This window comes from Tahibacter sp. (assembly GCF_032229445.1).
GTDB lineage: Bacteria > Pseudomonadota > Gammaproteobacteria > Xanthomonadales > Rhodanobacteraceae > Tahibacter.
Genome location: NZ_JAVTWC010000112.1, coordinates 1 through 13,469, shown reverse-complemented (window position 1 = coordinate 13,469; position 13,469 = coordinate 1). Strand labels below are relative to the sequence as shown.

At 65.4% G+C, this 13,469-nt stretch carries 15 protein-coding genes, 1 other RNA gene and 1 pseudogene; 8 read left to right on the top strand and 9 right to left on the bottom strand.

The genetic code is table 11. The annotated features are described in order from the left end of the window. Positions 1-7: 7 nt before the first annotated feature. On the top strand, positions 8-418 hold the full coding sequence (locus RUU78_RS20680; protein WP_313919568.1) for a hypothetical protein: 411 nt from the start codon (positions 8-10) through the stop codon (positions 416-418). Positions 419-596: 178 nt separating this feature from the next. Here the strand turns inward: RUU78_RS20680 and RUU78_RS20675 are convergent, their stop codons facing one another. From RUU78_RS20675 to RUU78_RS20660, 4 genes are all read right to left on the bottom strand, one after another. Beyond that, on the bottom strand, positions 597-992 hold the full coding sequence (locus tag RUU78_RS20675; RefSeq protein ID WP_313919567.1) for a VOC family protein: 396 nt from the start codon (positions 990-992) through the stop codon (positions 597-599). A 96-nt stretch (positions 993-1,088) separates the two neighbouring features. Further along, entirely contained in the window at positions 1,089-3,131 is a 2,043-nt protein-coding gene (locus RUU78_RS20670; RefSeq protein ID WP_313919566.1) for a TonB-dependent receptor, read from the bottom strand. 146 nt (positions 3,132-3,277) lie between these two features. Then, entirely contained in the window at positions 3,278-3,814 is a 537-nt protein-coding gene (locus RUU78_RS20665) for a response regulator transcription factor (RefSeq protein ID WP_313919565.1), read from the bottom strand. Then, positions 3,811-5,061 carry an ATP-binding protein gene (locus tag RUU78_RS20660; RefSeq protein ID WP_313919588.1) on the bottom strand — a complete coding sequence of 417 codons (1,251 nt, stop codon included), beginning with the start codon at positions 5,059-5,061 and terminating at the stop codon, positions 3,811-3,813. The genes RUU78_RS20665 and RUU78_RS20660 overlap by 4 nt, the downstream gene beginning before the upstream one ends. Before the next feature lie 109 nt (positions 5,062-5,170). On the opposite strand from RUU78_RS20660, the gene RUU78_RS20655 reads away from it, so the two are divergent. Continuing rightward, positions 5,171-6,364, top strand: coding sequence for a BtaA family protein (locus RUU78_RS20655; RefSeq protein ID WP_313919564.1), 1,194 nt, complete (start codon positions 5,171-5,173; stop codon positions 6,362-6,364). After that, positions 6,351-7,094, top strand: a complete 744-nt coding sequence (locus RUU78_RS20650) for a class I SAM-dependent methyltransferase (RefSeq protein WP_313919563.1) — start codon at positions 6,351-6,353, stop codon at positions 7,092-7,094. Before RUU78_RS20655 ends, RUU78_RS20650 begins: the two co-directional genes overlap by 14 nt. Positions 7,095-7,351: 257 nt before the next feature. On the opposite strand, the gene fur is transcribed toward RUU78_RS20650, so the two are convergent. Then, the gene (gene fur, locus RUU78_RS20645; protein ID WP_313919562.1) at positions 7,352-7,759 is read right to left on the bottom strand and encodes a ferric iron uptake transcriptional regulator; all 408 of its coding nucleotides are present in this window, start codon (positions 7,757-7,759) and stop codon (positions 7,352-7,354) included. A gap of 245 nt (positions 7,760-8,004) precedes the next feature. Here fur and RUU78_RS20640 point away from each other — a divergent pair, with 245 nt between their 5' ends. Next, positions 8,005-8,418 (top strand): outer membrane protein assembly factor BamE, encoded by a 414-nt coding sequence (locus tag RUU78_RS20640; RefSeq protein WP_313919561.1) that lies wholly within the window; start codon positions 8,005-8,007, stop codon positions 8,416-8,418. Positions 8,419-8,583: 165 nt separating this feature from the next. On the opposite strand, the gene RUU78_RS20635 is transcribed toward RUU78_RS20640, so the two are convergent. Together RUU78_RS20635 and RUU78_RS20630 are read right to left on the bottom strand one after the other, a co-directional pair. Beyond that, positions 8,584-8,880, bottom strand: coding sequence for an RnfH family protein (locus tag RUU78_RS20635; RefSeq protein ID WP_313919560.1), 297 nt, complete (start codon positions 8,878-8,880; stop codon positions 8,584-8,586). Beyond that, positions 8,873-9,304 carry an SRPBCC family protein gene (locus RUU78_RS20630; RefSeq protein WP_313919559.1) on the bottom strand — a complete coding sequence of 144 codons (432 nt, stop codon included), beginning with the start codon at positions 9,302-9,304 and terminating at the stop codon, positions 8,873-8,875. Before RUU78_RS20630 ends, RUU78_RS20635 begins: the two co-directional genes overlap by 8 nt. Positions 9,305-9,477: 173 nt before the next feature. On the opposite strand from RUU78_RS20630, the gene smpB reads away from it, so the two are divergent. The 4 genes from smpB (at position 9,478) to ssrA (ending at position 11,734) form a co-directional block, all read left to right on the top strand. After that, positions 9,478-9,975 carry an SsrA-binding protein SmpB gene (smpB, locus tag RUU78_RS20625; RefSeq protein ID WP_313919558.1) on the top strand — a complete coding sequence of 166 codons (498 nt, stop codon included), beginning with the start codon at positions 9,478-9,480 and terminating at the stop codon, positions 9,973-9,975. A 250-nt stretch (positions 9,976-10,225) separates the two neighbouring features. Next, positions 10,226-10,729 carry a hypothetical protein gene (locus RUU78_RS20620; RefSeq protein WP_313919557.1) on the top strand — a complete coding sequence of 168 codons (504 nt, stop codon included), beginning with the start codon at positions 10,226-10,228 and terminating at the stop codon, positions 10,727-10,729. 137 nt (positions 10,730-10,866) lie between these two features. Then, entirely contained in the window at positions 10,867-11,127 is a 261-nt protein-coding gene (locus RUU78_RS20615; RefSeq protein WP_313919556.1) for a hypothetical protein, read from the top strand. Between the two features lie 253 nt (positions 11,128-11,380). Continuing rightward, positions 11,381-11,734, top strand: a transfer-messenger RNA (tmRNA) gene (ssrA, locus tag RUU78_RS20610). A 309-nt stretch (positions 11,735-12,043) separates the two neighbouring features. On the opposite strand, the gene RUU78_RS20605 is transcribed toward ssrA, so the two are convergent. Beyond that, the gene (locus RUU78_RS20605; RefSeq protein WP_313919555.1) at positions 12,044-13,171 is read right to left on the bottom strand and encodes a hypothetical protein; all 1,128 of its coding nucleotides are present in this window, start codon (positions 13,169-13,171) and stop codon (positions 12,044-12,046) included. Continuing rightward, positions 13,131-13,469: pseudogene (locus RUU78_RS20600) on the bottom strand (hypothetical protein); the annotation flags it as partial. The gene RUU78_RS20605 and the pseudogene RUU78_RS20600, both read right to left, overlap by 41 nt.

The window sequence follows — 13,469 nt, the reverse complement described above, 5'->3', positions numbered from 1 at the left end:
GCCGGCCATGGCGCAGCCGCAACCGCCGCAGTTCCTCGTCGACAAGCTCCGCCTGATCTGCCTGGACCTGCCCGAGTGCATCGAGGAACAGGCCTGGACCGGCACGCGCTGGACCGTTCGCACGAAGAACTTCGCCCACATCGTGATGATCGACAGCGGTTGGCCGCCCGCGTATGCGGAGGCCGCCGGTAGCGCCGGGCCGCTGTGCGTGCTGACCTTCCGCACGCCGCGACCCGCGGCCGAGACGCCGCGATTCGGACGCGCGCCGTTCTTCCTGCCGCGCTGGTGGCCGGACATCGTCGGCATGACGGTCGACGAGCACAGCGACTGGGACCTGATCGAAGATCTGCTCGTCGCAAGCTATTGCGCGCTCGCGCCGAAAAGACTCGCGGCGCAGGTCGCCGCACTGCGCGGCTAGTTGTCGTGTCTCGCAACGTATGGGTTGGCACACCAGTGCCCAATGGCGGCCACGTCCTGTCCGCATTGATGTTGCGGTGAACGCGTCGTCGCGCGGCGCGCCGCGGCGGTGCGCAGACGTGGAGGAACGCGGGCAAGAATCGGCAAGGAGCGGGAGGCGTGCGCACCTTCCGTCGTTGTCACACGTCGGCGCTTTCGGGCGGGGCGTCGTTGATGACGGCTTCGATCCAGTAGCCGTCGAGATCCAGCACGAAGGCGGCGTAGTAGTTCGGCCCGTAGTGCGGGCGCAGACCCGGCGCGCCCTTGTCGCTGCCGCCCTGCGCGAGTGCCGCCGCATGGAAGCGGTCGACCGCCTCGCGTGACGGCGCGAGAAACGCCAGATGAAACCCCGACGGGGAAACCTGCACGACCTCGCGCTGCTTGATCGCGAAGAACTCGTCATCGTCGGTGATGCCGTAGCCGGCGGCGTATTCGCTGGCCCACACGCGGCGATAGCCCAGCGCGGGCATGACCGCGTCGTAGAACGCAGTGGATCGCACGATGTCGGCGACCGCGAACGAGATGTGATGCAGCATGAGCCAACCTCCATGACATCGATTGGCCGATGGTAGCGCGTGGTCGTCTGCCCGGGCAGCACGCGAGAAACAGGAAGCAGACGAAACGGATAGCACTTACCGCCGCCACTCGAGTCCGGCAAACACCGAACGCCCGTCACCGGGCAGGAACTGGCGGCTGTCCTGGCCCCGCGCATCGGCGATCACGCCGGTCGTCGCCGCGTAGCGCCGGTCGCCGAGGTTGCGGGCATCCACGAACCAGCGCCAGCGTTGCTGCCAGTCGCCGCCGATGCGCAGTCCGGCGATGGCATAGCCGCTCGCCGCGAGCGTGTTGGCGTGATCGACGTAGGCGCGCTGCGGCGACCATTCGGCCGTCGGTGCGACATACCAGTCGCCGAAGCGCCAGCGCAGTTCCGCGCGCAGCAACTGAGGCGGGACGCCGGCGAGGCGGTTGTCGCCGTAGACGGCATCGCCGTCGAAGCGGAAATCGTTCCAGAGGTAGGCCACACGCAGCTCCGCCGCATCGGTGAAGCGCCAACCCGCGGCGAACTCGAGACCCTGGTGGCGCGTGCGCGCGGCGTTGACCGTGCCGCGCGGATTGCCGTCGGCATCGGTCAGCGCGAGCAGTTCGTCGCGCAGGTCGGCACGGTAGAGCGCGGCGTCGAGCGACAGCCGTTCGCGTTCTACACGCAGGCCGGCTTCGCCGCTGGTCGCCTTCTGCGCATCGACCAGCGTGACCTGCGGACCGCCGGCCAGTTCGCCGAAACTCGGCGGCTCGTAGCTGCGGCTCAGGTTGCCGAACACGGTGACGCCGTCGGCGACGTCATGGCGCAGGCCAAGCTTGGGACTGACGCCGGAATAGGTCCGCGCATAACTTTCGTCGCGCGCGTTGATGACGACGGTGTCGCGCGCCTCGCGCCGGTTGCGCGAAGCCTGCGCGCCGATGACGAGCGCGGTGCGTGGCGTCACGTAGAACTGCTGCTCGAGAAAGGCCGACAGCCGCGTAGCGCGGTTGTCGAAACCGTTGGTCACCGCGCCACGCTCGCCGCCGACGTTGACATAGCGGCGATCGTCCAGCGTGCCGGCTATCGCTGCAGCACCACCGGTCAGCACGGTGCGATGACCGCCCCACTGCGCCTCGTGGCGCCAGCGCAAATTGCCGCCGTAATCGCGCGAGTCCTGCACGATCACCTGGAAGATCGGATGGTTGAGATGCTTGGCCGCGTAGAACGCGCCGAATTCCACTTCGTCGCCATTGTCGAGGCGTAGCTGGCTGCGATTGGCCACGCGGGTCAGGTCGAAGTCGCGGCGCTGATCACCGCTGATGTTCGCCGGTGCCGCGCGCGTGGGATCGTCGCGCAGCTCGGCCAGGGTCAGGCTGCCGGGCAGCTGCGAATTCGTGTCCACGCGCGTGACGTAGAAGCGTGTCTCGCCGCCGTCCAGCGCAAGGCCGTAGTTGGAGAACAAGCGATAGGTTTCCTGCTTTGCATGGTCGCGGAAACCGTCCTGGCTGAAGGCGCTGACGCTCGCGTAGTAGTCCTGCGTCTCGCTTGCGCCGGCGAACGCGGCATGCCCGCGCTGGTAGCCGAAGCTGCCGGCTTCGATGCGCAGATCGACGGGCGGCGCGCTGTGTCCGGTCGGGCTGACGAAATTGACGGCGCCGCCGAGCGTGGCCGCGCCGTACTGAAGCGCGTTCGCGCCGCGATAGACCTCGATGTAGCGCGCCGCAAGCGGTTCTATCGCCTGGAAATCACCGCCGCCGTCGGCCTGGTTCAGATAAACCCCGTCCTGCATCAGCTCCAGGCCGCGCAAATGAAAGGTGCGCTGCAGTCCGGAACCACGCACCGACAGGCGCGACTCCTCCGAACCGAAACGCGGCTGCACGAAGACGCCGGCCGCGTAGCCCAGTGCATCGGCCAGCGTGCTGGTGCGCTGCTCACGATAACGCTCTGCATCGACGAGCCCGACCGCGCCGGCGGTTTCGCCCAGACGCTCGCGCGCCGCTTCGATGCGCGTGGCGTCCCGGCTCGCTTCCACCTCGACACGCGGCAGCAACGTGCGCCGTGCGTCGGCGGCATCCGGGGTCGACGGCGGCGGCGTTGTAGACGGGGACGCCGCCAGCGCGAGCGCGACGGCAGCAGTGAGCGGCAGCAGGATCATCTCAGGACTCCATTCCGGGGCAGCAGTGAAGTACGCCACGCAGGACACGCGCGCACGATGCGACCGACTGTCGCAGGGCGCAGTGATCGGGATTGCCGGATGAGTGCCGCAGGCAACCGCGCGGGTTGCGTGGACTTACGGTCGCGCTACGGCAGTCCGCGCTCGACGCGCTCGGGTCCGGGCCGCTTGGCGAGCTTGCGCTGCAGGCTGCGCCGGTGCATGCCGAGCAGGCGCGCGGCGGCCGAGATGTTGCCGTCGCATTCGAACAGTGCCTGCTGGATGTGCTCCCACTCCAGACGATTGAGCGGCGTCATGGTGTCGGGTTCGTCGGCGAACGGTTCGTCCTGCAGTGCGCGCAGCAGGGCCTCGGCGGTGATCGGCTTGGGCAGGTAGTTGTCGGCACCGCGCTTGATCGCCTCGACGGCGGTCGCGACGCTGGCATAGCCCGTGACCAGCACGATCTGCATGTCGGCCCGCGCCGCGCGCAGCGGAGCGATCAGGTCCAGGCCGGAACTCGCGCCGAGCTTGAGATCGACCAGGGCGAAATCCGGTGCCTCGGCGACCGCCAGAGCGAGCGCCTGCGGCGCATCGTGCGCGATGCTCACGCTCAAGCCGCGGCGCTGCAGCGAGCGTTGCAGGATGCGCGCGTAGACCTCGTCATCGTCGATCAGCAGGCCCTTCATGCAACCGCACCGACCAACGGCAACTCGAAACGCACACAGACGCCGCCGCCATCGGCCCCTTCCATCGTCAGCGTGCCGCCGAGCCGCTCGACGGTCGCATGCGACAACGCCAGTCCCAGCCCGAGGCCATCAGGCTTGCTCGAGTGGAACAGCCGGCCCGGCAGGCCCAGGCCGGCAACGTCAATGCCCGCACCGAAATCGCGCACGCTGCCGTGCAGGCGTCCATCATTCCATACCAGCGCAAGATCCACCTGTGCACAACCGGCCGACTGGCTTGCATCCGCCGCGTTGTTGAGCAAGGCCTGCAGCAGGTGGCCTACGCCCGCATCCCAGTCCACGACGAGGGCAGCGGGCAGATCACCGGAGCGCGCCAGCACCACCGCCGGCCGCAGCAACTGCCAGCGTTCGACCAGCTGGTCCAGCACATCGCACAGGCGGCGCGGTTGCGCCGGCGGCAGGCCGTCCGCGGGCCGCGCCAGCTGCCGCACGCGGTCGCGGCATTCGTCGACGAGGGTCGACATCAGCTCCGCGTCGGCGCGGCGCTCGCTACCGGCGGGCGCATCGGCGATCGTGTCCTCGATCATAAGCGTCAGGGTACCCAGCGGTGTGTTGAGTTCGTGCGCGACGGCGGCCGCGTGCGTGGCCAGCGCGACGATGCCTTCGCGCCGCGCGAACTGTTCGCGCAATCGCGCCAGTTCCAGCTCGCGCTCGCGCAGTGCGTGCGCGAGCCGTGCGAGGAACCACGCCACCACGGCACCGGACACGACGAAGTTGGCCGCCATGCCCCACAGATGCAGATCCAGCGTGTCGCCAAACACGCCATGCATGTGCGGCAGCGGCTGGCCCAGCGACGTCGACACGGCATAACCGCCGCCGCAGGCCAGCAGCACCGCGGCGACCGCGCGCCGCGGCATGGCCACGGCCGCGAGGGCCAGCGGCAACAGGAACAGCGACGCGAACGGATTCATCGCGCCACCGCTCCACGCGATCATCCAGGTCAGGTTGACGACATCGACCAGCACATGCAGCAAGGCCTCGCGCGTGCTTGCCTGCACGAGACGCCGCGCCCGCGGCGCGGCCCAGAGATTGAACACGGCCAGCGCGACGACGCCACACCACAGCGGCAACGGGGCGAACGGCAACCCAAGCCCGTGCACCGCCAGCGCCACGGCAAGCGCCTGGCCGGCGACGGCGAACCAGCGCAGCGTCGCAAGGCTGCGCAACAGACCGGCGGAAAGCATGGACATGGGCGCGACTTTACGCGCTGCGGCATCGACGCGGCTGCGACCTTCGGTCGCAGTCATGGCCGTGTCATGCGGCGCGACTAGCGTGCGCGCCACCGACCGCGAAAACGCCATGGACACGCCCAGCCTCCGCGACCGACTCGACCAGCGCCTGTTCAACGCCATCTACTCGCGCAATCTCGTCTACAACGCCTGCTGGGAGGATCCGGCGGTCGATCGCCAGGCCCTGCGCCTGGGCCCGGACGACAGCGTGCTCGTGATCACGAGTGCCGGCTGCAATGCGCTCGACTACGCCATCGCCGGTCCTCGGCGCGTGCACGCGGTCGACGCCAACCCGCGCCAGACCGCGCTGCTCGAACTGAAGATCGCCGGCATCCGCAAGCTCGAATTCGACGACTATTTCGCGATCTTCGGCGAGGGCTATCACGCCAATTTCCGCGCGCTTTACCAGACCCGTCTGCGCGCCGAACTCAGCCCCTTTGCGCAACAGTGGTGGGACAAGCACTGGGACTGGTTCGCCAATCCGCGCGGCAGCTTCTACTTCCACGGTCTGTCAGGCATCGTCGCGCGCAGTTGCCGCACGTATTTCCGGCTGCGCCCGCGCCTCAACCATGCACTGACCGCGTTGTTCCAGGCGCGCGACCTGTCCGAGCAGCGCGTGATCTACGACGACCGCGTTGCGCCGTTGATGTGGAACCGGCCGCTGAACTGGCTGCTCTCGCAGCAGTTCGTCATGAGTCTGCTCGGCGTGCCGTATCCGCAGCGCAAGCTCGTCGAGGCGCAGCACGCCGAGGGCATTGCCGGCTTCATCCGCGACGCGGTGCAGTACGTGTTCCGCCAGCTGCCGGTCAGCGACAACTATTTCTGGCACGTCTACGTCGCCGGCCGCTATCGCCGCGACTGCTGCCCGGAATACCTCAAGCCGGACAACTTCGCCGCGCTCAAGGCCGGCCGCGTCGATGCGATCGTGCCGCATACGACGACGGTGACCGAGTTCCTGCGCGCTCACGACGAGCCGATCACGCGCTTCGTACTGCTCGACCACATGGACTGGATGAGCAGCTACCACCCGCAGGCGCTGGCCGAGGAATGGGACGCCATCCTGCAGCGCGCCGCGCCCGGCGCGCGCATCCTGCTGCGCAGCGCGCACGAGCGCCCGGAATACCTCGATACGCTGCGCATCGGCAGCGAGGGCCGTCGGCTGCGCGATGTGCTCGCGTTCCAGGACGAGCTGGCGCAGTCGCTGCAGCGCGGTGACCGGGTGCACACCTACGCCGGCTTCGTGATCGCCGATGCGCCGGCTTGAGACCCTGCGCGCCGACGCCGGCGTACTGCTGAGCCTGTTGCGCGGCATGCCGCGCACTGCCTCCCACGCGCAGCGCCTGCAGGCGTTCTACGCGCCGCAGGCCGCGCACTACGACAGGTTCCGCGAACGCCTGCTGCAGGGCCGGCGCGAACTGATCGCCGGCCTGGCACTGCCTGAGCGCGCGCGCGTCGTCGAACTCGGTGGCGGCACCGGACGCAATCTGGATTTCTTTACGCCACAGCAATGGCAGCGCATCGCGCGCTTCGAACTCGTCGACCTGTGTCCCGCACTCGTCGAGCGCGCGCAGGCGCGGCACAGCGTCGACCCGCGCATCGCTGTCGTGCAGGCCGACGCGACGCTGTGGCGCCCGCAGGGACTCGTCGACTGTGTGTACTTCTCGTACGCGCTGACGATGATCCCGGACTGGCGCGGCGCGATCGACAACGCCCTGGCCATGCTCAAGCCCGGCGGCCTGCTCGCAGTCGTGGATTTCTACGTGAGCCCGGCCGCGCCGGCGCCGGGACATCGGCGCCACGGCGCGCTGACGCGCCGGTTCTGGCCGCTGTGGTTCGGGCACGACGGCGTGCATCCGAGCCCGGACCACCTGCCGCGGCTATGCGAACTGCTGCCGCGCCACGAACTCGTCGAAAGCGATGCGGCCGTGCCCTACCTGCCGCTGCTGCGCGTGCCGTATTACCGCTTCGTGGCGCGGAAACCGCTCCGAGATTGAGGTGGCATTGACGTTCGACGCGGTGAAACCGGGCGGCGAAGTTCAACGCGTGCGTCGTGCGATTTTCTTGTGCGGGTGATCACCGCGTGCGTAGCGCGGCAATCGTTCACCTGGGCGATCGTCCTGCGGGGGACGCTTCGATGCGGGTCACGGTCCTTGCCTGGGCGATCGCCCGGCGGGCATGCCTCGATGCTGGGCTTCGCGCTGCTCAGCCCAGCCTACGTCGATACTTCGCCTGCCTCTGTAACTGCCTTCGATCAGCGCTTGCGCTTGGGCCGCACGTACAGCACCAGGCTGTGCTCCTCGATCACATAGCCGTGCCTGTCGGCGATTTCGTGCTGCAGGCGCTCGATTTCTTCGCTCGTGAACTCGATGACCTTGCCCGTATCCAGATCGACCATGTGGTCGTGGTGGGCGCCGCGATCGAGTTCGTAGACGGCCTGGCCGCCTTCGAAATTGTGCTTGAGCACGAGTCCCGCCGTCTCGAACTGGGTCAGCACGCGATAGACCGTGGCCAGGCCGATGTCGTCCTCGTGCGCCAGCAGTTCGCGATAGATGTCCTCGGCGGTCAGGTGCTTGCCATCCGAGTCCTCGAGAATGCCGAGTATGCGCACGCGCGGATGAGTGACCTTCAGGCCGACTTTGCGCAGATCCTGCGACTCCATGGTGTTTCTCCTGTAATGCGCGGGCAGCGGTGCCGCCGGCTGAGCAAGTGCCTGCCCCATTCGGGGGCGATTCACGTTGAGGGCTGCCTGGGTCGCGGTGGCCGGGCGCGGAAGCCTTGCAAAATCAAGGTCCGTGCGCCAAGCGGCGGCAACGGTGCCGGGAGACTCGCGGCGCCCGGTAGGGCCGGCCGTTTAGCGGCGCTAGTGTATCATCCGGCCCCTTGCTGACTGACCGGATCGTCGCGATGAAGTGTTTCACCCGCTCCCTGTCCGTACTTGGCCTTGCCGTCGCACTGAGCGGCTGTGGCGTCATCTACCGTCCGGACGTGCAACAAGGCAGCCTGCTGTCCAAGCCCATCGTCGACCAGCTCAAGCCGGGCATGAGCAAGCGCCAGGTCAGCCTGCTGCTCGGTACGCCGTCGATCACGAGCCCGTTTGAAAGCAACCGCTGGGACTACGTGTCCTCCATCCAGCGCCGCGGCGGCAAGATCGCCACCAAGAACCTCAGCCTGACCTTCGAGAACGACGCGCTCGCGCGTATCGAAGGCGACTACTTCCCCGAAGACGCCACCCAGCTGATCAAGGACGCGCGCAAGTACCGCGTCGAATTCCCCGACGAGAAGCGCCCGGACGACAAGAAAAAGGGCGGTCGCGGCTGAGCGTCATCCGGCAGCAGCGTCAAATGACGCGAACGAAACACTATGCCGAGCTCGTGAAAGCCTTCCGGCCCGTTGGGCGTTCAAGGCAGCCAGAACCTTGCGGTTCTGAGCGGCTGCCTTTCACCCCCTTGAAGGGGAAGGAGTAGAGCTGAAGGTGCCCGGTGCTCAGGCCTTCGGCGCCGCGTTCCTGAGGGCGCGTTGCCGCCGGACCTCTTTCGGATTGGCGATCAGCGGCCGGTAGACCTCGACGCGGTCGCCATCCTGCAACCGCGTCGCCGGCGTTGCCGGCCGGCTGAAGATGCCGAACCGGCCCTGCTCCAGATCCAGCGCCGGAAACCGCTGCCGCAGATCCGATGCGGCCAGGGCATCGGCGACCGTCGCACCATCGGCCAGGCTCACCGATTGCAGGAACTGCCGGCCGGGCTCGACGTAGGCCACCTCGACACGGATGGGCTCAGCCATAGACCCGCGCCGCCACGCGCACGAACTCGTCCACCATGCGATCAGCCAGTCCCTGGAATCCCACGCGCAGCGCCGGACCGAGCAACGTGCCGGAATACTCGAAATCCAGTTCCAGCGCGATCTTGCAGCCGACCTCGCCGAGCGGCGCGAACACCCAGCCGCCGTTGAGCGCGCGGAACGGGCCATCGACGAGGGCCATGCCGATGCGTTCGGGCCGCACCAGCGAATTGCGCGTCGTGAAGCTCGTCGTGAGCCCGGCCACACGGACCTCCAGGCGCGCGGTCAGCGCGGTCTCCTCGCTCGCGAGGATGTCCGCGGCGACGCACCAGGAGAAACGCCTGGGGTATGCTTGAACGTCGTTGACCAGATCGAACATCTGGCCCGGGCTGTAGCGCACCAGGGCGCTGCGACGGATCTGTATCAATTCGGCAGTCTCGAAAGCAGGCGGACCCGCAACCCTTCCGTGCCGCAGCGGCGGCCACGGACGCTGTACCGGTCCGTCCGCGCCCTTGAACGGATGCCGTCCAGGCGCATTTCGAGGACCAACCTTTCAACTTACAGCGCTCCCGCGGGAGCGCGCGGCGGATTCTACCGAAGATGGCCAAGCCCAAGGACAAGAAAGACCACAAGGACGGCGGCGGCACGATCGCGCTGAACAAGCGCGCCCGCTACGACTACCACATCGACGACCGCTACGAAGCCGGCCTCGCCCTGCAGGGCTGGGAAGTCAAGAGCATCCGCGCCGGCCGCATCAACTTCGGCGATTCCTACGCGCTGATCAAGAACGGCGAGCTGTATCTGTTCGGCGCGCAGATCAATCCGCTGATCCAGGCCTCCACGCACGTGATCGCCGACGACCGCCGCACGCGCAAGCTGCTGCTGCATCGCGAAGAGATCGACAAGCTCATCGGCGCCGTAGAGCGCAAGGGCTATACGCTTATCCCGACCGCGCTGTACTGGAAAAACAACCGCGTCAAGGTCGAGATAGGCCTGGCCCGCGGCAAGCAGGAACACGACAAGCGCGACACCGAAAAGGAACGCGACTGGAACCGCGAGAAGCAGCGCACGCTGCGCGCGCATAACCGCGACGCGTGAGCGTCGACCAGATCGCCGTGACGAAAACGACAGGCTCGGCGTAGTCGCCCTCCCCTTCAAGCGGGTGAAGAACGACGGCGATAACGGAAGGCGCTCATCGCTCCGACATAGCCAATCCAAGTCGGCGGAACACTGCACGGCGACCCGCGACGTTTCAAGGGCGAACGAGGACAGGTCAACATAGGCTCAGCGGAGGCGCCGGGCTGGATACGTTCACTGACAACCGCATGAACGTTTTGGCCGTCCCCAAATGAACGCAGCCGAAGAAGAACTGGTTCTCGATCTGAACGCGAAACGGATATCCCCTCAGGAGTTTCTGCGGCAGTTCCGCGATGCCGACGACGGCGTGGTGCTGGCCGGGCAGTTGCTGCAGGAGGCGCTCGCATCCCGGCGCGGTGACGATGCCGATCTTGCGCTGCTCGTCGGCTTTTCGTTCGGATTTGCCCCTGAACACTTGCCCGCGCTGATCGCGCTGGAGCCGGCGGACTGGCATCACTCTCACGAGGACGTGGTGCTCGCACTCGACGATCTACGCAGTCCGGCCGCCGTGGAGGCACTGCATCACGCGACGCAGTGGATCCCCGCTCACCTCGATTTCGATTTCAACAGGGCTCTCGCGGTCAAGGCGATCTGGGCGCTGGGCAAAATCGACTCAGAGGACGCTACGGCGGCACTGGTCCAGATCGCGCAAGATCCGAATCCCCTACTCGCGGAATGCGCCGCAAAGCAGATCCGCCGGCGCCAAGCAGGCTGAGCAAGCCTGCCTCTTGCAAGGCTTCCGGCTCTCACGGCCGCAGCCTTGCGTGGACTGGCCCGTCAGACATCCTTCCACACGCAAAGGGTCATCGAAATGCTCAATGCGGCGGAAAGGCGCGTCATGGAGATGAGCCCATGAACTTAGAAGTCGAAACAGATGCCGAAGGCCGCGAATTCTGCGAGAGCATCGCGCGCGAAATGGTGCGGCTGTTCGGTATTTCCCTCGATGAAGCGGTGGGTCGGATCAATCGCGCATGGCGCGACGATCGTGCGGTTGTCGCAGATTCCGTTGTCTATCATGAGACCGACAGCTACTGGGCAAAGAAGATCTATTACGGAAAGGAGTCGTCCTGGTGGTTGGACCAGCCCGGCTTGAAACCTCTGCCATTTCCGTAGCAGGCAGTCGAGTAGAACCAGCGAGGTAAGGCTTGCTTCACCGCTGTGTCGGCAAACGGGCGCGAGCCCGTTTCCCGACCTACCCCGGTCAGCACCTGGCTCCACTACGGCGACCCTGGAATGGCGCCATGGGTGCGGTCGGTGACAAGCGTCAGGCCATGCGCGCAAACCGGGCCAATGAGGCGGCTTGAAACCCGCCGGACCGACGCCACTTCTCATCCGACGCTGGCATCGTGCTAGCATCGCCTTCCCCGGGGGTGTCACGGCTTCGACGGGGGTAGTTAGGTAGTTGGGTGCATGCCGAGGGGGCAGCTTTCCTCGTTAATCCAGCAGCAAAAAACTCAGACGCCAACGACGACGTCTACGCACTGGCCGCTTAAGGCCTAGCCCCGAACCCACTTGTGCTTGTGCTCGTGGATGTAGGGTCATTATCACAAGATCGCTGGGAACCGCTGCCTGTCGGTGCCTGGCTAAAACTTACAGGCTGGTCTTCCGGTGCGCTTCGCACATCGTGCTGCCGGCGGACGAGATTCAACGATGAGCTAAGCATGTAGTACCTGGCGCCAAGCGCCTTCGGACGCGGGTTCAATTCCCGCCACCTCCACCAAACCGTGCGACGAAAGCCACCCTTGCGGTGGCTTTTTTCGTTGTGGGATGTGGACGTGATCCGACACCCAGCGCCGCCTGCGGGTTCACGGTTTAGCGAATGCGAACCTGACGGCCGAAGGGCCGGCCCCGCGCTATACGCGGGGTGGGGCCCAGGAATACACCCCGGCCCAGGCACTCGAAACAGATCTATGCGATGAACTCAGCTTCAGCAGAGAGTCGCTCGCCAAGAAACTCGAGAACCGCTAGCGAGCTGCGGCACTCAAGCGTGCTTTGAATTGAGAGCTTCCTTCGACCCGGAGAGCACAGACTAAGCGAAACTCTCGATGAACGACTCTACTCTTTCAGCTGAAGACAGCTCGCGTTCCGGCAAGCGCACGAGTGCACTGAGCTGACGAGAGACGTAGGCCAGGTGATGGTTCATATCCAGAGTTACCCACTTGCCCGTATTGCCCGTCGTCGTCAGATCATCGGCGACCTGCCGGTAATACTTGTCCGCATGGCTATATGCGGGACCAAGATAGTGACCTGATCCAACCATCGCCTTGACGATATCCGGATACTGATCCGCAAGCGGCAACTCTACCCGGCTGCATCCACGGAAGAAGTGAGTTTTCGCGCCGACGGTATACCGAAGCTTTCCATTGATATGGATGACCGGCGCGCTGTCAGTATGGCCAGGCCGAACAATTCCGTAATCCGCAAAACCCAGTCGTCCCCAACCATAGGCACGGCAGATCCTTGTCCAGATGGCAAGTTCAGCTCGTGAAATAGCGCCATGACTATGTTTTTGCTCGACGACTTCCGTAATGAGTTTCGGTATGGATGAGCCGGCGAATGTGATACGGCGGCATCGGATACCGGCTCGGTTGAAAAACATCAAGAGCCGGATAACGGAGAGCGCAATGTGGTCGTCGTCGTACCTGCCCAGCTTTGCGCAATCAAGGAGGATGTCGACTTCGCTAATGTTCAAGCGCACGTCTCGCACTATCTCGGTCACCGACTTCGCTGCTTGTTCGGGCAGCGACATGATGTCTTCGTCCAGCAACCGGATGCACAGCCCCTGACCATGGGCTTCCGCCACCTCAGCCATGCGGGCACGCGCTAGAGTGTCTGCATGGAGCGCAACAACGGGAATCACCCGCATCCGCCGCTGATAGAGGTTCTCGTATCCGACGATTGAAGCGGGCTTGCCGTGAATGAAAACGTCAGGCGGGAAGCGATCCAGGTCTACCGTAGGCACCAATCCGTCCTGGTAGGAGGCGAGAGCCTCAGTAGCCGCATACAAATGCCTCCTTACATCCGCATCCTCTGCGTTGCTCGGCAGCAGCAGCATCTCGAAGATGGGATGCACCGCCTTGCGTAGTGATCGCTCAAGCAAGTTGAATGATTGAACATCATTCGGTTTCAGCTTTGTTATCTGACTGTGAAGATTCATCTGAATGAGCTGCCTTGTTCTTAGTCTCTGGAAACAACTGCCTAACTGCTCCCTGACCCAACAACTCTCCAAACTGGTCATAGCGACCAGTTTCAAATCTAACACGCCCGGCGACGATAGCTGGGTGGATGCTCAGCTTACGAGCCAGACCCACAATTTCAAGCTTGGTTGGCGATACCGAAACGGCGCTTGATCGCCAGAACGACCTAGGAATCAGTGCTTCTCGGGCAGCGCGGTTCGCTTCGTCCTCTACCGGGTCGTCAATAGCATCCTCGTCTGTTCGATCAACGAACGCTTC